The sequence below is a fragment of the Saccharopolyspora thermophila genome, assembly GCF_014646075.1.
Classification (GTDB): domain Bacteria; phylum Actinomycetota; class Actinomycetes; order Mycobacteriales; family Pseudonocardiaceae; genus Saccharopolyspora; species Saccharopolyspora thermophila.
Genome location: NZ_BMMT01000012.1, coordinates 98,430 through 117,885, shown reverse-complemented (window position 1 = coordinate 117,885; position 19,456 = coordinate 98,430). Strand labels below are relative to the sequence as shown.

The following is a 19,456-nucleotide window of genomic DNA, read 5'->3' as shown; positions in this document are numbered from 1 at the left end:
GCCTGATGTACCAGGACGACGCAGCCGGGGACTGGGGCGGCGACGGCGCCGAGGTCAGCCTGGCTCCGCACCAGGAACCCGCGGAGCGGGATGTCGAGATGACGCTGCGGCCGCGCAGGCTCAGCGAGTTCGTCGGCCAGGCACGCGTCCGGGAGCAGCTGGAACTGGTGCTGCACGGTGCGCTCAAGCGCGGCGACCAGCCCGACCACGTGCTGTTCTCCGGTCCGCCCGGGCTGGGCAAGACCAGCCTGGCGATGATCATCGCGGCCGAGCTGGGTGCCTCGATCCGGGTCACCTCCGGCCCGGCGCTGGAGCGCCCCGGCGACCTCGCGGCGATGCTGTCCAACCTCGCCGAGGGCGACGTGCTGTTCATCGACGAGATCCACCGGATCGCCCGCCCCGCCGAGGAGATGCTCTACCTGGCGATGGAGGACTACCGGGTGGACATCGTGGTCGGCAAGGGGCCGGGCGCCACCAGCATTCCGCTGGAGCTGGCCCCGTTCACGCTCGTCGGGGCCACCACCCGGTCCGGCGCGCTGACCGGCCCGCTGCGCGACCGGTTCGGCTTCACCGCCCACATGGAGTTCTACAGCGCCGAGGAGCTGGAGCAGGTGGTGCGGCGCTCGGCCGGGATCCTCGGCGTGGACCTGCGCGACGACGGTGCCGCCGAGATCGCCCGCCGCTCGCGCGGCACGCCGCGCATCGCCAACCGGCTGCTGAGGCGGGTCCGCGACTTCGCCGACGTGCGCGCCGACGGCGCGGTGACCCGCGACATCGCGCGGGCGGCGCTGGAGGTCTACGACGTCGACGAGCAGGGACTGGACCGGCTGGACCGGGCGGTGCTCGGGGCGCTGATCAGGTCGTTCCACGGTGGACCGGTGGGCATCTCGACGCTCGCGGTCGCGGTCGGCGAGGAACCGACCACGGTGGAGGAGGTGTGCGAGCCCTACCTGGTGCGCGCCGGTATGCTCGCGCGCACCCCACGTGGCCGGGTCGCCACGGCAGCCGCCTGGCACCACCTGGGACTCACCCCGCCCCAGCACGCACCGGGCGAGCGACCGCCGAGCCTGTTCGACGAGTGATCGGCCGGTGACCTGGGCGTAGTAGGGTCCTCGGCACCCCGGGTGGACCTGGCACACTGGGGGCTGAACATCCGAACAATCCGGGCGCAGTGCTGCGAGGGCTGGGCCCTGAAGCGTCCGCTGAACGGAGCACGATGGACCTCCAATCCCTGATTCTCCCGCTGCTGATCGTCCTGCTCGCGGTGCCGCTGTTCCTTCAGGCGCGTAAGCAGAAGCGCGCCATGCAGGAGCAGCAGAAGCTGCAGAACTCGATCGCCCCCGGTGACCGGGTGATGACCACCTCCGGCGTGTTCGGCACCGTCGTCGCCACCGCCGACGACACCATCGACCTGGAGCTGGCCCCCGGCCTGACCACCACCTGGGTGCGTGCCGCGATCCGCGAGAAGGTCACCACCACCAGCGCCCCGGCCACCACTGCGGAGGCCCCGGCCAAGGCCGAGGAGAGCCGCTCCGCTGACGACACCTCCGCCGACGAGGCCAGGACCGAGGTCGCGGAGCAGCAGAAGACCAACTGACGCCCGGCGGGACGTCCCCGGGCCCGGCCCGGGCCCGCGGTGGCGACGCGCCGACCAGCGACGCGGGCACCGGACACCATGCCGGGCCCGCGTCCGTGCGTAGCGATCGGTGACGCACTGTGGACCCCAGGGCGGGGACGGTCACAGCGGGTTTGTCACACTGGACCGAGAACTGCGGTGATCGGCACCACCCGGTCACCGCCAGGAGTGCGCGCGGGTCGCCGGCGAGGCCGAATCCGCGCACCCAGACCGCGAACAGGAGACCGACGCACCGTGGCACCTCCGGCCGGGCAGATCCGCCCAGGGCGTTATCTGGCGATCTTCGCGCTGATCGTGGCGGCGCTCTACGCGCTGGTGTTCTTCACCGGCGACGGCAGGCCCTACCCGAAGCTCGGGATCGACCTGCAGGGCGGCACCAGGGTCACGTTGACCGCCCGCACCCCGGACGGCAGGCCACCCACCACCGAGTCGCTGAACCAGGCCCGGCAGATCATCGAGACCCGCGTCAACGGCATGGGCGTGAGCGGCTCCGAGGTCACCCGGGACGGCAACAACCTGGTGATCACCGTGCCCGGCGCGGGCGGTGAGCAGGCCAAGCAGCTCGGCCAGACCGCCGAGCTGAACTTCCGCAAGGTCGTCAACCAGGTGCCGGCGCAGCCCGCCCAGGCGGGCACCACCCCGCAGGCCGTGCACCAGCAGCAGCCGGGCGACCAGCGGGAGGCCATCGAGGAGGCCAAGCGGACCCGGCAGAGCACCGACCCGGGCGTCCAGCAGCAGGCCCTGCAGGCGCTGGACTGCAACGCCGAGGACCCGCTGCGCGGCAACGACGACCCGAAGCTGCCGCTGGTCACCTGCGACCGCGAAGGCGAGTTCAAGTACGTGCTGGACCCGGTGTTCCTGGAGGGCAAGGAGATCGCCAACGCCCAGGCCGTGCCGCCGCAGCCGCAGGCCGGCCAGCCGGGGTGGACGGTGTCGCTGGACTTCAAGAGCGCCGGGGCCAAGGTGTGGGCCGACTTCACCTCCGCCAACGTCGGCCAACAGGCGGCGTTCGTGCTGGACAGCGAGGTCGTCTCGGCGCCGACCATCCAGCAGGCGCTGCTGGCTGGCAACGCGTCGATCAGCGGCCAGTTCAACCAGCAGAGCGCGACCGACCTGGCCAACATCCTCAAGTACGGTTCGCTGCCGCTGGCCTTCGACCAGTCCGAGGCGGAGACGGTGTCGGCGACCCTCGGTGTCGCCTCGCTGGAGGCGGGCCTGCTCGCCGGCGGCATCGGCCTGCTGCTCGTCGCCGTGTACTGCCTGGTCTACTACCGGTTGCTGGGCATCCTGACGATCCTGTCGCTGGTGCTGTCCGGCGGTGTGGTCTACGCGGTGCTGGTGCTGCTGGGCCGCTGGGTCGGGTTCACCCTCGACCTGGCCGGGGTCGCCGGTTTCATCGTCGCCATCGGCATCACCGCCGACTCGTTCATCGTGTTCTTCGAACGCCTCAAGGACGAGATCCGCGAGGGCCGCACGTTCCGCTCGGCCGTGCCCCGCGCCTGGGTCCGGGCACGGCGCACGATCCTGTCGGCGGACGCGGTCAGCTTCCTCGCCGCCGCGGTGCTCTACGTCCTCGCCGTCGGCCAGGTGAAGGGCTTCGCCTTCACCCTCGGCATGTCCACGGTGCTGGACCTGGTGGTGGTCTTCCTGGTCACCCACCCGCTGGTGGCGATCGCCTCGAAGAACAAGGTCCTGTCCAAGCCCTCGGTCTCCGGCCTCGGTGCGGTGCAGCGGCTGGGGGCCCAGCACCGCGCCGCCCGCAAGGCCGCGACCACCGCCAAGGAGGCGTGAAGGTGACGACTCCAGGTACCGAAGGAGCCCGGCGCGGCAGCGTCTTCCACCGCCTCTACACGGGGACCGGCGCCTTCGACATCGTCGGCAGGCGTGCCCGCTGGTACGTCGCGCTGGGTCTGCTGGTCCTGGTGTGCCTCGGCGCGATCGGGTTCAGGGGCTTCAACCTCGGCATCGACTTCGAGGGCGGCACCAAGATCCAGCTTCCGGCCGTGGGCGCGCAGGGGCCGATCAGCACCGACGCGGTGCAGGACGCGTTCCGCGACGCGCTGGGCCACCCCGCCGAGACCGTGCAGATCGTGGGCGTCGGAGCCAACCAGAGCATCCAGATCCGCTCGTCCTCGCTGACCACGGACCAGGTCGCGGCGGTGAAGCAGTCGCTGTTCACCGAGCTGCAGCCGCTGGACCAGCAGGGCCGCCCGAGCCAGCAGGTGATCAGCGACAGCGCGGTGAGCGGCACCTGGGGTGGCGAGATCACCCAGCAGGCGCTGATCGCGCTGGGCGTGTTCCTGGTGCTGGTGACGGTCTTCCTGGCCCTCTACTTCGAGAAGTGGATGGCGGTGGCCGCGCTGATCGCGCTGTTCCACGACATCATCGTCACCGCGGGCATCTACTCGCTGGTCGGGTTCGAGGTCACCCCGTCCACGGTGATCGGCCTGCTCACCATCCTCGGGTTCTCGCTGTACGACACGGTGGTGGTGTTCGACAAGGTCAAGGAGAACACCCGCGGCCTGCTCGGGCTGACCCGCCGCACCTACGGCGAGGCGGCGAACCTGGCGGTCAACCAGACCCTGATGCGGTCGATCAACACCTCGGTGATCGCGCTGCTGCCGGTGGCCGGGCTGCTCGTGGTCGGTGCCGGGCTGCTCGGCGTCGGCGTGCTGCGCGACCTGGCGCTGGTGCAGCTGGTCGGCATGATCGCCGGTGTGGTGTCGTCGGTCTTCCTGGCCACCCCGCTGCTGGTGGACTTCAAGATGCGCGATCCGAGGTACCGCGACCACGCGGCCAAGGTGCAGCAGCGGCGGGAGCGCTCCGCGACCAGGGCCGCTGAGGGCCCGGCCGAGCCCAGGCACGCGGTCGCGGCCGGTTCCGGGACCAACAACCACTCGTCCGGCCGTCGCCCGAGCCGTCCCGCGGGCAAGGCGGGGCGCCCGACCGGCAGGCGGCGACGCTGATGGCCTCGCTCGGAGAAACGCCGTCCGTGCAGGTCACCGATGCTTCCGACGACGCGCTGCGGCGGGCCGCGGCGCTGATCCGCGAGATCCCGGACTTTCCGGAGCCGGGGGTGCTGTTCCGCGACATCAGCCCGCTGCTGGCCGACCGGGACGGGCTCAACGCGGTCGTCTCGGCACTCGGCCGGGACAGCGAGTTCGACGTGGTCGCCGGGGTGGAGGCCCGCGGTTTCCTGGTGGGCGCCGCGGTCGCGCAGGCGTTCGGCACCGGGGTGATCGGGTTGCGCAAGCCCGGCAAGCTGCCGGTGGTGGCCGACCGCATCGAGTACACCCTGGAGTACGGGCGCGCGACCCTGGAACTTCCGGCCGACACCCTGCGGCCGGGGCAGCGGGTGCTGATCGTCGACGACGTGCTCGCCACCGGCGGCACCCTGGGCGCGGCGTGCCGCCTGGTCCGCCAGGCGGGCGCCGAGGTGGCCGCGGCGGCGGTGGTCCTGGAGCTGACGGCGCTGGAGGGCCGCGACAAGATCATGGGCGAGACCGTCCGCGCCCTCCTGCGCGTCTGACCAGCGTCTCCCACGTCGTGGGACCGGAACGCGTGTGCGGTGATCGGTCGGGCTGAAGTCCGTTCGGCGATCGGCTGCCCCAGGTGACCGCTGGGCGTATCACACCCGCACCAGGGAAGGTCCATCGCCCGGATGGCGTTATTCTCAGTGTCCGGGTCCCCCGGACCTGGGACGAGTGCAACGCCTGAGCCCGGGAGCGTGCGGTGAGCCAACACGTCGAATCTCCTGCCTCGGCAACCGGCCCGGTTGCCCAGCCGCGGGCGGCCTCCGCGACGCGGCGCGTCCGGGCCCGCCTGGCCAGGAGGATCACCGCGCAGCGGGCCGCCCAGGTCAAACCGGTGCTGGAGCCGTTGGCCGCGGTGCACCGCGAGCTGCACCCGATGGCCGACCTGGCCCTGCTGCAGCGCGCCTACGACGTGGCCGAGGAGAAGCACCGCAGCCAGAAGCGCAAGTCCGGTGACCCCTACATCACCCACCCGCTCGCGGTGGCGACGATCCTCGCCGAACTCGGCATGGACACCACCACGCTGGTGGCGGGCCTGCTGCACGACACCGTCGAGGACACCGACTACTCGCTCGAGCGGCTGGCCGCCGATTTCGGCGACGAGGTGGCGCACCTGGTCGACGGCGTGACGAAGCTGGACAAGGTCAAGCTGGGTGCCGCGGCCGAGGCCGAGACCATCCGCAAGATGATCATCGCGATGGCCCGCGACCCGCGGGTGCTGGTGATCAAGCTGTCCGACCGGCTGCACAACATGCGCACCATGCGCTTCCTGCCGCCGGAGAAACAGGCCCGCAAGGCGCGCGAGACCCTGGAGGTGCTGGCTCCGCTGGCGCACCGGCTGGGCATGGCCACCATCAAGTGGGAACTGGAGGACCTGGCGTTCGCCATCCTGCAGCCCAAGAAGTACGACGAGATCGTGCGTCTGGTCGCCAACCGGGCGCCGTCGCGCGACACCTACCTGCGCACCGTGATCGACGAGCTGTCCCGCCAGCTCGACGCCGCACGGCTGGCCGCGAAGGTGGAGGGGCGGCCCAAGCACTACTACTCGATCCACCAGAAGATGATCGTGCGGGGCCGCGACTTCGACGACATCCACGACCTGGTGGGCGTGCGGATCCTGGTCGACGAGGTGCGCGACTGCTACGCGGCGATGGGCGTGGTGCACGCGCTGTGGCAGCCGATGCCCGGCCGGTTCAAGGACTACATCGCCCAGCCCCGGTTCGGGGTCTACCAGTCGCTGCACACCACGGTGATCGGCCCGGAGGGCAAGCCGCTGGAGGTGCAGATCCGCACCCACGAGATGCACCGCACCGCGGAGTACGGCATCGCGGCGCACTGGCGGTACAAGGAGACCAAGGGCCGCAACGGCGCTGGCAAGCAGTCCGCCGTCGAGATCGACGAGATGGCATGGATGCGGCAGCTGCTGGACTGGCAGCGCGAGGCCGCCGACCCGGGCGAGTTCCTGGAGGCGCTGCGCTACGACCTGGCCACCCGGGAGATCTTCGTCTTCACCCCCAAGGGCGACGTGATCACGTTGCCGTCCGGGTCGACGCCGGTCGACTTCGCCTACGCGGTGCACACCGAGGTCGGGCACCGCTGCATCGGCGCCCGCGTCAACGGTCGGCTGGTCGCGCTGGAGCGCAAGCTGGAGAACGGCGAGGTCGTCGAGATCTTCACCTCCAAGGCGGAGGGGTCCGGGCCGAGCCGGGACTGGTTGTCGTTTGTGGCGTCGCCGCGGGCGAAGGCCAAGATCAAGCAGTGGTTCGCCAAGGAGCGCCGCGAGGAGGCGATCGAGTCCGGCAAGGAGCTGATCGCCAAGGAGATCCGCCGGGCGGGCCTGCCCGTGCAGCGGCTGGTGTCGGCCGAGACCCTCGCCGCGGTGGCCCGCGAACTGCACTACGCCGACGTCACCGGGCTCTACGCAGCGGTGGGCGAGAAGCAGCTGTCGGCGCAGCACCTGGTGCAGCGGCTGGTGGCGTTCATCGGCGGCCCGGAGCAGGCGGCGGACGAGATCGCCGAGCGCTCCACGCCGTCGACGCTGCGCGGCAAGCGGCGCAGCAGCGGCGACTCGGGTGTGGTGGTCAAGGGTGCCGGTGACGTGTGGGCGAAACTCGCGCGCTGCTGCACGCCGGTCCCCGGCGACGAGATCCTGGGCTTCGTCACGCGCGGCGGCTGGGTCAGCGTGCACCGGACGGACTGCACCAACGCCGACGACCTGCGCAAGACGCCGGAGCGGCTGGTCGAGGTGTACTGGGCGCCGTCCGCGTCGTCGGTGTTCCTGGTGGCGATCCAGGTGGAGGCGCTGGACCGGCACCGGCTGCTGTCGGACGTCACGAAGGTGCTGGCCGACGAGCGGGTGAACATCCTGTCGGCGTCGGTGACCACCTCCAAGGACCGGGTCGCGGTGAGCCGTTTCTTCTTCGAGATGGGCGACCCGAAGCACCTGGGCCACGTCCTCAAGGCGGTCCGCAACATCGAGGGCGTCTACGACGTCTACCGCGTGACCTCCGCGGCGTGAGAGGGCGGCGGAACCGGGATCGCCGACATCATGAAGCCGATTCGGCGCTGCCGTCGTGCTTCCGGTCGTTGCGTGCGTGCCCCAGAACGTCGGAAACGGGGCGCCGTCCGTCGCGGACAGCGCCCCCTGTCGGCTCCTGATCAGACCTGGACGTCGACCCTTTCGAAGGTGACCTGCTGGTTCGGGTGGCCGCCGCCCGGCGACGGCTCGAACGCGCCGTCGTGGCCGGCGCGGGCGATTCCGTCGATGACCTTCAGGCCCTCCTCGGAGATCGTGCCGAACACCGTGTAGTCCGGCGACAGCGGCGCCTCGCCGAACACCATGAAGAACTGGCTGCCGTTGGTGTTCGGGCCGGCGTTCGCCATCGCCAGGTAGCCGCGGCCGTACCGCAGCTCCGGGAACGTCTCGTCGTCGAAGGCGTAGCCGGGGCCACCGCTGCCCTGGCCGGTCGGGTCGCCGCACTGCAGCATCTGCAGGCCCTCGGTGCCGATCCGGTGGCACGACGTCCCGTTGTAGAAGCCCTGCTTGGCGAGGTGGATGAAGCTGTTGACGGTGCACGGCGCCAGCGACCGGTCCAGGGTGAGCGGGATCGCGCCGTGGTTGGTGACGATCGTGGCGGGCACGGTGCCCTTGGACGACACCTCGCCGTTGGCCGGCGGCTGCACCGGCTTGCTCGGCGCACCGTCCGGGCGGTACTGGCAGGACACCGGGTCCGGCAGCGGCGTGGGGCGGGTGGGCGGCGGCGCCAGCTCGGTCGGGATCTGGATCTCCGGCTGCGGCGCCGGCTGCTCGGCGGCCTGCCCGCCACCGGTGCGGTTGAAGTAGAAGACGCCCACCACGACTGCGATGACCACCACGATCGTCGCGCCAATGGTGATCATGCGGCGGCGCTTGGCCTGCTCGGCCCGGCGCTGCAGCTGGCGTTCGAGCTTCCGCTTGGCCGCCTGGCGCCGTTGCTCGTTGCTGGGCACCTGCTCCTCCCGGATCCAGTGAGCCTGTGATGTTGTCGCCGGGAGTTTATGAGGTCGGTGCGCGGTCGAACCTGAGAGCCCGCGCAGCGTCCTCGCGCCGGGCGCGCGGGGCGGGACGATAACCTGAAGTGGACCGCCCGCCGGGTGGCACCCCGCTTGAGCGGGTGGCACGGGCTCGCCGGGTGGCCCAGCACTTCGACGAAAGGTCGCGCTTCGTGCTTGTCCTCGGGTTCCCGGTCGGACCGCTGCAGGCGAACTGCTACGTGCTCGCGCGCGGGGAGGGCGAACCCTGCGTCGTGGTGGACCCCGGCCAGGACGCCGTGCCGCCGCTGGCCGATCGGCTGCGCGAGCACCGGCTCACCCCGGCCGCCGTGCTGCTCACCCACGGGCACTTCGACCACGTCTTCTCCGCCGGTGCGGTCTGCGCCGAGCACGACATCGCCGCGCACATCCACCCGGCCGACCGGTTCATGCTCACCGACCCCGGCGCGGCGCTCGGCCCGGCCGGGCGGCAGCTGTTCGGCGACGCCCTGGTCATGGACGCCCCGTCCGAGGTTCGCGAACTCGCCGACGGCGACGTGCTGGAGCTGGCCGGGCTGCGCTTCGACGTCACGCACACCCCGGGCCATACCAGCGGATCGGTGCTGTTCGGCGTCGGCACCGAGGAGGGTGGGCGGCTGCTGCTGTCCGGCGACACCCTCTTCGCCGGGGCCATCGGACGCACCGATCTGCCCGGCGGCGACCACGGCCGGATGCTCAAGTCGCTGAGCACCAAGGTGCTGCCGCTGGACGACGACACCGTCGTGCTGCCGGGCCACGGACCGACCACCACCATCGGGCGCGAACGCGCGGGCAACCCGTTCCTGCAGGGCCTGCCCACGTCCGACGCCCTCTCCTGACGAGGACTGAACCACCACACCATGACCACGTTCACCGCACCCAAGGGCATCCCGGAGTACTTTCCGCCGGAGTCGGCGAGCTTCCTGGCGGTCCGCGACACCCTGGCCGAGGCCGCGCGGCGCGCCGGGTACGGCTACATCGAGCTGCCGCTGTTCGAGGACACCACGCTGTTCGCCCGCGGCGTCGGCGAGTCCACCGATGTCGTGTCCAAGGAGATGTACACCTTCGCCGACCGCGGCGGCCGGTCCGTCACGCTGCGCCCGGAGGGCACCGCGGGCGTGATGCGCTCGGTCATCGAGCACGGCCTGGACCGCGGCCAACTGCCAGTGAAGCTGTACTACAGCGGCGCGTTCTTCCGCTACGAGCGGCCGCAGGCCGGCCGGTACCGGCAGTTGCAGCAGGTCGGTGTGGAGGCGATCGGGGTGGACGACCCGGCGCTGGACGCCGAGGTGATCGCCATCGCCGACGAGGGCTACCGGCGGTTGGGCCTGACCGGGCACCGCATCGAGATCACCTCGCTCGGCGACAGCACCTGCCGCCCCGCCTACCGGGCGAAGCTGCAGGAGTTCCTGCGCGGGCTGCCGCTGGACGAGGAGACCCGGCGCCGCGTGGAGCTCAACCCGCTGCGGGTGCTCGACGACAAGCGCCCCGAGGTACGCGAGATGGTCGCCGACGCGCCGCTGATGGTCGACCACCTCTCCGCCGAGGCGAAGGACCACTACGAGCGGGTCAAGGAGCACCTGAGCGACCTGGGCGTGGCGTTCGTGGAGAACCCGCGTCTGGTCCGCGGTCTGGACTACTACACCAAGACCACCTTCGAGTTCGTCCACGACGGGCTCGGCGCGCAGTCCGGCATCGGTGGCGGCGGTCGCTACGACGGGCTGATGGCCGAGCTCGGTGGCCAGCAGTTCTCCGGGGTCGGTTTCGGGCTCGGTGTCGACCGCACCCTGCTGGCCTGCCAGGCGGAGGGCATCGCGGTCGGCGACCAGGCCCGGTGCGACGTGTACTGCGTGCCGCTGGGCGAGGCGGCCAAGCGGCGGCTGGTCGCGGTGGCGGGCGGTCTGCGCGCCGCGGGCGTGCGCGTCGACCTGTCCTACGGCGGCAAGGGCCTCAAGGGCGCGATGAAGGCCGCCGACCGCTCGGGCGCGCGGTTCGCGCTGGTGCTCGGCGAGCGCGACCTGGAGTCCGGCACCGCGCAGCTGAAGGAGCTGGCCAGCGGCGAGCAGCGCGCGGTGGCACTGGACTCGCTGGTTGACGAGGTGCGAAGGGCCCTCGCGGAGCCACGCGGATGACCGAAGTCGAGACGGTGCCGCTGGACCTGCTGGACCGCGCGACGGTGCGTCGGCGGGCTCGCAACGTGGCGATCGCGGCGCTGGTCGTCGCGGCGGCGTTCGGCGGCATCGTCGGGCTCTTCGCGGGGGTGACCGGGTTCGCCGTCGCCGCGGCGATCGTGGCGGTGCCGTTGTTGCTGCTGGCCTTTACCGAGTCCCGCAAGACCATCGTGCTGCGCGGTGGCGAACTGATGGTCCGCGCGCTGGGGACCCGCGTGGTGGACGTGCGTAGCGCCGACCGGCTCGAGGTGTTCGTCACCGACCTGCGCGGTGCGCGGACGATCAACCTGCTGGTCGGCGGCCCGCCGAAGGGCAAGGCGATCAGCGTGTCGTTGGCCATGTACGCCGGGACCGGCGGCCGGGAGCTCGGGATCTACGCCCTGCGGCGGCTGGCCGACGCGCTGGCCGGCAACGCGGACACCCGCGCTCTGGTGCTCTCCCAGTTGATCGTGGCGCAGCTGCGCGCCGAGGCGCGCGGTGACGCGGCCCCGAACCGGCCGCTGTTCCGGCTGGCGTCGGTGGCCCCGCCGGGCCGGATGGCGCAGCGGCTGCACTCGGACGCGGTCGCGAAGTTCGTCGCGGCGCTCGACTGAGCCGGGGCGGGCTCGGGGTCAGCGCGGCCCCGGTCGGCGGTGCGGCGCCCGGGACCGCACCGTCGCGCTCGTTGCACCGGTCGCGGCGGCCCGCCCGACCCGGTCGGCCACGGACACCCCGCTGCGGCGCGGGCGCTGCGCGGGCTCCCGCACCGCCACCGCCGCGGCGATCGCGGTGGTGATCGGCACCGCGGCGACCAGGCCGATGCTGCCCACCAGCGTCCGCACCACCTCCTGCGCCACCGCCTGCGACGTCACGATCTGGGCGAAGGTGCGGCCGGAGAGCGTGTAGGCCAGCAGCATCGGCAGTGCCGCACCCGCGTAGGCCAGCACGAGCGTGTTCACCGCGGACGAGACGTGGTCCCGGCCGATCCGCAGCCCGGCGGAGTACAGCTGCCGCCAGGACAGCGTGGGGTTGGCGCGGCGCAGTTCCCACACCGCGCTGGTCTGGGTCACCGTGACGTCGTCCAGCACGCCGAGCGCCCCGATCACGATCCCGGCCAGCAGCAGCCCGCGGGCGTCGATGGGCGCGCCCAGCACGCCCATCAGGCTGGAGGTGTCCTCGTCCAGGCCGGTGAGGCTGGTCGCCGCCGAGAACACCGCGCTGAGCAGGCCGATCATGGCGAGACTGAGCAGGGTGCCCAGCACCGCGGTGGACGTCCGGGCGGACACCCCGTGCGTCAGGTAGAGCACCGCGAACATGATCAGCCCGGCGCCGACGATGGCCACCAGCAGCGGGTCCTGTCCGGCGAGGATGGCCGGGAGCACGAAGCCGACCAGCACGACGAAGCTGAGCCCGAGGCCGATCAGCGCGGCGAAGCCCTGCCAGCGGCCGAGCACGAGCACCGCCGCCGCGAACACCAGGGCCAGCACCAGCAGCGGAGTGCCGCGCTGGAAGTCCACGACCTGGTAGGCGCTCGGGTCGTCGGGATCGGCCCCGGAGTAGCTGAGCACCACCTGGTCGCCGACGGCGAAGCGCGGCGTGCCGGGGTCGGTGGGCACCACCTGCTGGATGGTCCGCCCGGGGCGGGGGCCGTCGGCCATCCGCACGCCCAGATGCACGCAGCCGCCTTGTTCGGGAGCGTCCTCGGTGCAGGACCCGGCGACGGCCGAGACGACCTCGGCGTTGACCGGGGACTGCCCGAATCCGAGGTCGGCGCCGGTGCGCTGGTGGTGGCCGAACGGGTAGAGCAGCAGCACACCGAGGACCGTCGCCAGCGCGAACGGCACCAGCATCACCGCGAGCACGCGCTTGACCTGCTTGGAGGCGGGCTCGGCCGGGCCGTGCCCGTGGCCGTGTCCATGGCCGTGGCCGGTGATCGGTGGTGCTTCGGGCGAGGGGCGGCCCCTGCGGCGGCGGGCCCGGTGGCTGGGTGGTTCCGCAGCGGGACGGCGGTCGGTCACCCGGCCAATTATGCGGACTCCCCGGTAGGCGACGGCGGCAGCGGGCGCGCGGGAGCCTCGTGCACACAGCGTCGCCGTACGCCACCTGATGGGAGGACATCGGGGAATACGGCTCGACACGATCTCGAAACTATGTTCGAATTGAATCATGCGATGGGAACAGCAACGCATCGTCCGCCCGGCCGGGTGCGCCCCGGAACTGCCGCTGGCGCTGCCGGAACCGGCGCGCGGCAGCGGGCGAGCGGGGCTGCGCCTGCCCGATCCGATACCGATCGAGGCGGGTACGGAGGATGCCTACGCGATCGAGATCCACGCCAAGTCGATCATCAACCGCGTGCCGAGTGCGTCCCACGTGCCGTTCAACTGGACGATCAACCCGTACCGGGGTTGCGCCCACGCCTGCCGGTACTGCTTTGCCAGGCGCACGCACACGTATCTGGATCTCGATGCGGGGCACGACTTCGACAGCAAGATCGTCGTCAAGGTCAACGCGGGCGCGCTGCTGCGCAAGGAACTGGCCAGCCCGCGCTGGCGCGGGGAGCCCATCGCGATGGGCACCAACACCGATCCCTACCAGCGGGCCGAGGGGCGCTACCGGCTGATGCGGGAGATCCTCGCGGCGCTGCGCGACCGGGCCAACCCGTTCTCGATTCTGACCAAGGGCACGTTGATCCTGCGGGATGTCGACCTGATCCGGCAGGCGGCCGAGGTCGCACCGGTGTCGGTGGCGGTGTCGATCGGTTCGGTCGACGAGGGGTTGTGGCGGGCTGTCGAGCCGGGTGCCCCGCCACCCCGCCGGCGGTTGGACGTGGTGCGCCGGTTCGCGGATGTGGGGATCGGCTGCTCGGTGTTGATGGCGCCGATCCTGCCCGGCCTCAGCGATGCGCCGGAGCAGATCGACGCGACGGTGCGGGAACTGGTGTCGGCCGGGGCCGCGAGCATCACGCCGCTGCTGCTGCACCTGCGGCCGGGGGCGCGGGAGTGGTATCGAGCCTGGCTCAGCCGCGAACGGCCCGATCTTCTGCCGCTGTACGCCCGGCTGTACCGCAACGGCGCGTACGCCCCGAAGTGGTACCAGCGGGACGTGACCGACCTGGTGGCGCAGGCCAAACGTCGTCACGGGATGGCGAAACCGCAGCGGCCGGGCAACTTCCGAACGCAGCGGCACGACCCACCGCAGTCCGACGCAGAACGGGAGCAGGCACGCCAGCTCGCCCTGCTCTAGTGCGTCGGTCAGTCGTAGGCGTCGGCCAAGGTTCGCCACTGCTCGGCGTCATGGCTGTGCAGGACCAGCGTGGCGCCCGCTGCGTCACGCCACTGGCGTGGGACACCCGCAACCGGACACGACCACGCCGCCCCTCCCCAGATTCACCTAAACTTGGAAAGCCCGGCCCTGGCGGATTCCCGATTTTGCCTGAATTCGGGAGGTTCGCTCTCCGCCTCGACCGGAGGTTCCGGAATCTTGCTGGATGTAGTTCCAGCCGTGGGCAGATGCGAAAGCACCCGCCGGCTACTGCCGAAACGGCAAGATCGCTTAGGTTGAGGGAGTACTCAATGCTGCGAGGGAGAACGGCCGAGATTGTGGGACGGATTCGACGGTCTGAATCGGGGTTGCGGGCGCTGATCGCTCGCCGCCCGCACTTTACTCCGATTCACGGGTGGGGACAATCGCGATTCGTGGGAACAAGTGCGGGGCGCGCACCCTGAGACCGGCCTCGGTGGCGATGATGATCGCCGCCGAGGCTGCTTGCTCGGCGGCGATCCGGGCGCCGCGTGGTCCGAGCAGCCCGCGGGCGCCGGCGATCCGCGACGTCGTCAGGTCGCACCCCGCGGCCTTCGTTGCCTCGAACTCGACGCCGTCGAGCGAGCAGTCGGAGAACACCACGTTGGACAGGCCTCCGCTGATCGTGGCCTCGCGAAAGGTGCACGAGTGAAACACAGGCGCGCCCTTGACGCTCTCGACGTGGATGCTCGCGTAGTCCAGTCGGCAGCCGTCGACGTGGACGTCGTTCGCCGACGCCAACGACAGCCGGAAGCCCACCGTGCGGCTGCGGACGATCTCGGTTCGCCGAGCCCTGACACCATGCCATGGCGCATTGGACAACTCGACGTCCTCGAACCGAACGTCGGAGAACTCCAGCGGCGAGAACTTGGTGCCGGAGAGGTCAACAGAACGCACCAGCGAGCGGACGAGAATACCCTCACCCTTGACGTCGGTGAATTCGCCGGTCTCGACTCGGATCTCGTCTCCCTCGAATTGCCCTTGAACGTGAATGCCTCATCGGTCAAGTCCTCGGGGTCGAATGTCGGGCGCTGAATGGTGCGTTCACTCCCCATTTCGCGAAAGTCCATGTCGGGACCAAACCGGCGCAGTCCAATGCGGGGCGTCCTGCTGGACCCGTTCAGCCCCGGCGCGGCACGGCTTCGCCGCCGTCGGTGGACGTGCCGATGTCCGCCCGGCTGTGCCGGAACGGCGCGTACGCCCCGAGTCGTATCAGGCGACTGGCGTGGGTGGCGGAGGTGACGCGGCGCCACGGCCTCCGGCGCGTCCCGCGCCGGGGCCCGGGACGTCGTCGCGGACACCGCCGGATCGGCCGCGGGTGCGCCGGCTCAGCTCGTTGTGAGCCGCCGACCGCTGGCACAACGGGCGCGGTTCGGGAAAATGCACATCATTTTCGATTGGTGGGGCAATGGGTTAGAAATCGTTTTCTTGTGTTACAGGAAAATCGGCGCTCGGTTTCGGCAACGTAAATGGGTTGGGCGCGCTGTTCGCCCTTCAGCCAACTGCCGAACCGGCGCCGATTTTCGATTACTGTCCGTGATGTCGAGGGGGTGTGTCTCCCTGGAACGGGTCAGCGCGCGGTGGTCCGGGACGAGCTCGCGGAGCCCGACTGCTCCTCCGGCTGCCAGCGGACGCCGAACACGCCCATGCCGAAGTCCAGGGCCACCGCGTGGGTGCGGCCGAACCGGTCCACCGTCAACGGCTTCGGCGGCTCCACCTCCTGCGCGGTGGTGTCGCCGACGTAGCTCTCGCAGTGGGTCGGTGGGTGGGCCGGGTCGAACTGTAACTCGACCACGTACTGCCGCACCGGTAATCGGAACAGTCGGCAGAAGCTGTGCTCGGACTCGTTCGGGCCGGTCGGGGGATCGATGATCTCGTACTCCAGCAGCAGCGTCTCACCGCGCGCCAGGGCCCGGTCGAACAGCAGCTCGGCCACCACGAGATCGCGCGCGTGGTCGGTGAGCACCTGACCGAGGCGGCAGGAGCGGATCGGCCGGATGATCGGCGGGGTCTCGCTGGACGAGGCGCCGTCGAAGATGATCACCCAGCGGTCCACGCCGTTGGTCTCGGCGCGGACGAGCTTGCGGGTCCGGATCTTGCGCAGGTCGCCACGCTGGTCCACGTGTACCACGTCGTGGTGGCTCAGGCGGGCGAGCTTGCTGTCATGGCTGGTGTCGATTTTGGTCAGCAGCTCGGCGGCCGACTCGTTGTCCGACCACAGCGCGCTCAGCGGCGGCGCCTCGGCCGGGGCCTGCCTGGTGCGGCCGCGCGGTCGAGGCGGGCCGAGCAGCGAAGACAGGGAGCTCTCCGGGACACCGAGCACCTGCTCCAGCTGTCGGAGGGCGAGCAGGGAGTCGGGGCGTTCCGGGCGGCGTCGGCCGGACTGCCAGTAGCTCAGCGCGGTGATGCTGACGGGTGTGCCGCGGGCGCGCAGCCGGTGCTGAATGCGTTCCAGGCTCAACCGGCTCGCCCGGATCGCCGTGCGCAGCGCGGCCTCGAACGGTCCGGTGCGCAGCAGTTCAGAGAGTTCGGCCGACAGAGCGTCCGTTCCTTGCTGCGCGCTGCGAACGGCCGTCGGGGCGGTTGGGCGAGCCTCGGTTTTCGGGCCGGTCATCGTTACTCCTCGTGTCCGCCGAATTCCGACTTACGCTAATCAGTGGATCTTATGTTGCGCAACGACCGAGTTTCGGTAGTCGCCTCCTACTAAAGGATGATCTGGGCGCTACTTAAGGCAGGATTCAACTTCCTTCGGCGGCGCGGCGCACCGAACAATGACGCCTCCTGATCGTCGATCGTGCGTCGAATGAGGCGAATTCTGTCCTTCGTCGCGCCACACTGGTATCAACCATCGGTGTCGGCGCCCGGAACGGGCCTGTCGGGCAGACTGGTGGTGGGCGGGGCGGTGGTCGCGCCCGCGGCACCTGCCCGACGTGATCTCGGGCTCGTTGGCTAGCCTTGATGCCTTGCGTCCCAGCTGTCGGGTCGGCGTGTCCGGGCGGATGCCGTGCCCGCGGGGCAGCGGTCGACCGGGCAGGCGGCAGCGTAGGTCGCGGCACCACGTGTCAAGATCGTCCAGCCCTGGTCACCAACCAGGAAACCGGTCAGGCGGAAGAAGGAGCTCAGTACCCGTGATGCGCACGCACGAGGCCGGATCGCTTCGCGCCGGTCATGCCGGGCAGACCGTCACCCTCGCCGGGTGGGTGGCGCGCCGACGCGATCACGGCGGGGTCATCTTCATCGACCTGCGCGACGCGTCGGGTGTGGCCCAGGTGGTGTTCCGCGAGGGCGAGATGGCCGAGCGCGCCCACCGGCTGCGCTCGGAGTTCTGCGTCCGGGTCACCGGCGACGTCGTCCGCCGCCCGGCGGGCAACGAGAACCCGGAGATCGCCACCGGCGAGATCGAGGTGACCGCCACCGCCCTGGAGGTCCTCTCCGAGGCCGCGCCGCTGCCGTTCCCGCTGGACGAGCACCTGGAGGTCGGCGAGGAGGTCCGGCTCAGGCACCGCTACCTCGACCTGCGGCGCGCCGAACCCGCCCGGATCATGCGGATGCGCAGCGAGGTCAACCGGATCGCCCGCGAGGTGCTGCACAACCGCGACTTCGTCGAGGTCGAGACGCCCACGATGACCCGCTCGACCCCGGAAGGCGCCCGCGACTTTTTGATCCCGGCCCGGCTGCAGCCCGGCAACTGGTACGCGCTGCCGCAGTCGCCGCAGCTGTTCAAGCAGCTGCTGATGGTCGGTGGTCTGGAGCGCTACTTCCAGATCGCGCGCTGCTACCGCGACGAGGACTTCCGCGCCGACCGGCAGCCCGAGTTCACCCAGCTCGACATCGAGATGAGCTTCGTCGAGCAGGACGACGTGATCGAGCTCGGCGAGGAGATCCTGGCCGCGCTGTGGGGCAAGCTGGCCGGTTTCGAGATCCCGCGCCCGATCCCGCGGCTGACCTACGCCGACGCGATGGCCCGGTATGGCACCGACAAGCCGGACCTGCGCTTCGGGCTCGAACTCACCGACATGACCGAGTACTTCAAGGACACCCCGTTCCGGGTGTTCCAGGCGCCCTACGTCGGCGCGGTGGTCATGCCGGGCGGCGCCGACCAGCCGCGCCGCCAGCTCGACGCCTGGCAGGAGTGGGCCAAGCAGCGCGGCCACAAGGGCCTGGCGTACGTGCTCGTCGGCGCCGACGGCACGCTGTCCGGCCCGGTCGCCAAGAACCTCTCCGAGGCCGAGCGGGAGGGGCTGGCCAAGGCGGTGGGTGCGAACCCGGGCGACTGCGTGTTCTTCGCCGCCGGTCCGCGCTCGGCGGCCCGCAGCCTGCTCGGCGCGGCGCGGCTGGAGATCGGCGAGCGCTGCGGGCTGATCGACCACGACGCCTGGTCGTTCGTGTGGATCGTGGACGCCCCGATGTTCGAGCCGGTCGACGAGACCGACGAGGTGACGGTGGGCAGCGGCCGCTGGACCGCGGTGCACCACCCGTTCACCTCGCCGAACGCCGACTGGATCGACACCTTCGACCAGGACCCGGAGAACGCGCTGGCCTGGGCCTACGACATCGTCTGCAACGGCCACGAGATCGGTGGCGGTTCGATCCGTATCCACCGCTCGGACGTGCAGGAGCGGGTCTTCGAACTGCTCGGCATCTCGCACGAGCAGGCCCAGGACAAGTTCGGCTTCCTGCTGGAGGCGTTCAAGTACGGCCCGCCGCCGCACGGCGGCATCGCCTTCGGCTGGGACCGGATCTGCATGCTGCTCGCCGGGGCCGACTCGCTGCGCGACGTCATCGCCTTCCCCAAGAGCGGCGGCGGGTTCGACCCGCTGACCGGTGCGCCGTCGCCGATCACCATCGAGCAGCGCAAGGAAGCCGGGATCGACGCCAAGCCGGCGGCGAAGGTCGGCGACCAGAGCATCTCGGTGTTTCCGCCCGGCGTCGTCGAGAAGCAGGGCTGACCCCGGCGTCGGCACCAGGTGCTACACCCGCGGGTGGTCTGTCCGGCTGACCGCTCGGTGACCCCCGGCGAGGCCGCGACGTCGTCACGGCGCTGCCGGCCGGTGCGGCGGGCATGCGGTCGCTGACCGGCGAAAAACGCCGCGTTCGAGCTGCGGTTGCGCAACCGTCTCCGCCGTGCAACGTCGTCGACGTCCCGTTCCGTCATGGTCGGCGGAGGAGTGCGGTCGGTCGACCACCGATGGGAGTGATGCCCCTGAAGGCGGAGCTTGGGACGGTGCTGGAGGCGAGGCTGGAAGCTGTGGTGCGCCGAGGGCCGCTGCGCCCTCGGGAGCGCCTTT

Annotated in this window: 15 protein-coding genes; 11 read left to right on the top strand and 4 right to left on the bottom strand. The window is 70.9% G+C overall.

Features of this window, described 5'->3' with window-relative positions; translation table 11 throughout:
* Positions 1-5: 5 nt before the first annotated feature.
* From ruvB to IEY17_RS17235, 6 genes are all read left to right on the top strand, one after another.
* The gene (ruvB, locus tag IEY17_RS17260) at positions 6-1,082 is read left to right on the top strand and encodes a Holliday junction branch migration DNA helicase RuvB (protein ID WP_188988968.1); all 1,077 of its coding nucleotides are present in this window, start codon (positions 6-8) and stop codon (positions 1,080-1,082) included.
* Positions 1,083-1,216: 134 nt separating this feature from the next.
* Positions 1,217-1,597 carry a preprotein translocase subunit YajC gene (gene yajC / locus IEY17_RS17255; RefSeq protein WP_188988966.1) on the top strand — a complete coding sequence of 127 codons (381 nt, stop codon included), beginning with the start codon at positions 1,217-1,219 and terminating at the stop codon, positions 1,595-1,597.
* 273 nt (positions 1,598-1,870) lie between these two features.
* Positions 1,871-3,427 carry a protein translocase subunit SecD gene (gene secD / locus IEY17_RS17250; RefSeq protein ID WP_188988964.1) on the top strand — a complete coding sequence of 519 codons (1,557 nt, stop codon included), beginning with the start codon at positions 1,871-1,873 and terminating at the stop codon, positions 3,425-3,427.
* On the top strand, positions 3,424-4,602 hold the full coding sequence (secF, locus tag IEY17_RS17245) for a protein translocase subunit SecF (protein WP_188988962.1): 1,179 nt from the start codon (positions 3,424-3,426) through the stop codon (positions 4,600-4,602). The genes secD and secF overlap by 4 nt, the downstream gene beginning before the upstream one ends.
* Positions 4,602-5,165 carry an adenine phosphoribosyltransferase gene (locus IEY17_RS17240; RefSeq protein WP_188988960.1) on the top strand — a complete coding sequence of 188 codons (564 nt, stop codon included), beginning with the start codon at positions 4,602-4,604 and terminating at the stop codon, positions 5,163-5,165. Before secF ends, IEY17_RS17240 begins: the two co-directional genes overlap by 1 nt.
* 203 nt (positions 5,166-5,368) lie before the next feature.
* A complete protein-coding gene (locus tag IEY17_RS17235; RefSeq protein ID WP_188988958.1) occupies positions 5,369-7,687 on the top strand; it encodes a RelA/SpoT family protein in 2,319 nt (772 codons plus the stop codon).
* Between the two features lie 140 nt (positions 7,688-7,827).
* Here the strand turns inward: IEY17_RS17235 and IEY17_RS17230 are convergent, their stop codons facing one another.
* Positions 7,828-8,658 carry a peptidylprolyl isomerase gene (locus IEY17_RS17230; protein WP_188988956.1) on the bottom strand — a complete coding sequence of 277 codons (831 nt, stop codon included), beginning with the start codon at positions 8,656-8,658 and terminating at the stop codon, positions 7,828-7,830.
* A 215-nt stretch (positions 8,659-8,873) separates the two neighbouring features.
* Between IEY17_RS17230 and IEY17_RS17225 the strand changes: the two genes are divergently transcribed.
* From IEY17_RS17225 to IEY17_RS17215, 3 genes are read left to right on the top strand one after another with little or no spacing between them, the layout of a single operon-like run.
* Complete coding sequence (locus IEY17_RS17225; protein ID WP_188989081.1) at positions 8,874-9,557, top strand: MBL fold metallo-hydrolase; 684 nt, start codon at positions 8,874-8,876, stop codon at positions 9,555-9,557.
* Between the two features lie 21 nt (positions 9,558-9,578).
* Entirely contained in the window at positions 9,579-10,850 is a 1,272-nt protein-coding gene (gene hisS / locus IEY17_RS17220) for a histidine--tRNA ligase (protein WP_188988954.1), read from the top strand.
* Positions 10,847-11,482 (top strand): hypothetical protein, encoded by a 636-nt coding sequence (locus IEY17_RS17215; protein WP_188988952.1) that lies wholly within the window; start codon positions 10,847-10,849, stop codon positions 11,480-11,482. The genes hisS and IEY17_RS17215 overlap by 4 nt, the downstream gene beginning before the upstream one ends.
* An 18-nt stretch (positions 11,483-11,500) precedes the next feature.
* Here IEY17_RS17215 and IEY17_RS17210 read toward each other — a convergent pair whose 3' ends face one another.
* Positions 11,501-12,886, bottom strand: a complete 1,386-nt coding sequence (locus IEY17_RS17210) for a YibE/F family protein (protein WP_229680250.1) — start codon at positions 12,884-12,886, stop codon at positions 11,501-11,503.
* Positions 12,887-13,034: 148 nt separating this feature from the next.
* Here IEY17_RS17210 and IEY17_RS17205 point away from each other — a divergent pair, with 148 nt between their 5' ends.
* A complete protein-coding gene (locus IEY17_RS17205) occupies positions 13,035-14,111 on the top strand; it encodes an Rv2578c family radical SAM protein (RefSeq protein WP_188988948.1) in 1,077 nt (358 codons plus the stop codon).
* 417 nt (positions 14,112-14,528) lie between these two features.
* Here the strand turns inward: IEY17_RS17205 and IEY17_RS17200 are convergent, their stop codons facing one another.
* A complete protein-coding gene (locus tag IEY17_RS17200; protein WP_188988946.1) occupies positions 14,529-15,065 on the bottom strand; it encodes a pentapeptide repeat-containing protein in 537 nt (178 codons plus the stop codon).
* Between the two features lie 673 nt (positions 15,066-15,738).
* Positions 15,739-16,782: a hypothetical protein gene (locus tag IEY17_RS17195; RefSeq protein WP_188988944.1), complete on the bottom strand. Its 1,044-nt coding sequence runs from the start codon at positions 16,780-16,782 to the stop codon at positions 15,739-15,741.
* 514 nt (positions 16,783-17,296) lie between these two features.
* On the opposite strand from IEY17_RS17195, the gene aspS reads away from it, so the two are divergent.
* Entirely contained in the window at positions 17,297-19,117 is a 1,821-nt protein-coding gene (gene aspS / locus IEY17_RS17190) for an aspartate--tRNA ligase (RefSeq protein WP_188988942.1), read from the top strand.
* Positions 19,118-19,456: the final 339 nt, after the last annotated feature.